Consider the following 1,275-nt stretch of genomic DNA (forward strand, 5'->3'; position numbering starts at 1 on the left):
AGCGCATCGGTCTCGCGACGCTCGGCGAGCCGGCCGACCCGATGGGCTTGCCGGGCTTCGAGCCCTGGCGCGGCGCGCCTTGCAGCGACGCTACCGCACGGCTCGTCGATGAGGAAATTCGCGGCGTGCTGAACGATGCCCATGCGCGTGTCACGGCAACGCTTCAGGCACAGCGCGCGCCGCTAGAGCGCATCGCGCGCCTGTTGCTGGAGCGCGAGGTGCTGGACCATGAGCTGCTGCAAAAGGCGATCGAAGGTCAGCCGGTGCCCGGGACCACGCTTGACGTGGATCAACGACGCGAAGCCGTGCGCGACTACGCTGAAGGTGCTGTCTCGCGGTGTGGACCATCGTGAATACGCGAGACCGCGGCGGCATCTGATTCACCCCGCGCCTGGCGCAATCCGGCGACGTTGCAGGCCGGATTGCAGTCGGTCAATTGGGCCATTTCATGGCCTGCTTATGTGAAGGAGAGAGGCAATGAGCAATCTGACGCGTTTTGATCCGTTTTCGTCGGATCCTGTTTCGGAACTTTTCCAGGGATTTTTCCGGCCGATGCGATCGGCGCTGACGACGCAGGACACCGAACTCGCATCGATGAAGATCGACGTGACGGAAAACGACGGAGCCTATTCGGTGAAAGCCGAGCTGCCGGGCGTGGAGAAGAAGGATATCGACGTTCAGATCGACGGGCGCGTCGTGTCGATCAACGCGAAGGTCGAGCGCAACAAGGAGGAAAAGGAAGGCGAGCGCGTGATCCGTCGCGAGCGCTACTCCGGTACGTTCAGCCGCTCGTTCTCGCTCGGCGGCGAGGTCGACGAGGCCAATGCGAAGGCCGAATACAAGGACGGCGTGCTGTCGTTGAGCCTGCCGAAAAAGGCGCCCGCCGATCACAAGCGCCTGGCGGTCAACTAAAAAAAGCCAGCCATCCGATCTGGACGATGAAGTATGGCGCGCCGTCACCGGCGCGCCTTTTCTTTTCGAGCCCTCGCGTTTCAATCCGCGAGAGAGCTGAGCTTCGTGCCGAGTGCGCCAACGGTCTGCGCGAGAATCGGCAATTCGTCTTCGTTCAACCTGAGCGCGTCGGCGAGCAGGCGGTGGTTGATCCAGCCGCGCACCACGTTGCCGAGCCCCGCGGACGCGCAATACAGCGCAACGTTTTGGGCCATTGCGCCCGCCGCGACGGCCGAAAAGGTATCGCGTTGCTGCAACGGCATGTGCAGCAGACGCGACGTATTGATCACATACACGAGGTCGAGCGGTGCCTCGCCGACGAAG

2 protein-coding genes and 1 pseudogene are annotated in these 1,275 nt (G+C 62.9%); 2 read left to right on the forward strand and 1 reads right to left on the reverse strand.

The genetic code is table 11. The features are described from left to right. Positions 1 to 353: pseudogene (locus EVC45_RS44700) on the forward strand (cell division protein FtsH); the annotation flags it as partial. A 124-nt stretch (positions 354 to 477) separates the two neighbouring features. Beyond that, complete coding sequence (locus EVC45_RS44705; protein ID WP_129964374.1) at positions 478 to 912, forward strand: Hsp20/alpha crystallin family protein; 435 nt, start codon at positions 478 to 480, stop codon at positions 910 to 912. Between the two features lie 80 nt (positions 913 to 992). On the opposite strand, the gene EVC45_RS44710 is transcribed toward EVC45_RS44705, so the two are convergent. Then, positions 993 to 1,275 (reverse strand): nitroreductase family protein (locus EVC45_RS44710; RefSeq protein ID WP_211193609.1); only part of this gene is annotated, 283 nt, incomplete at its 5' end.

The sequence above is a fragment of the Paraburkholderia sp. UYCP14C genome (assembly GCF_004197395.1).
In the GTDB taxonomy this organism is placed as follows: Bacteria; Pseudomonadota; Gammaproteobacteria; order Burkholderiales; family Burkholderiaceae; genus Paraburkholderia.

Excerpts from the sequence above, each read along its gene's own strand:
- EVC45_RS44705 (WP_129964374.1), top strand. The coding sequence starts at position 478 with ATGAGCAATCTGACGCGTTTTGATCCGTTTTCGTCGGATCCTGTTTCG.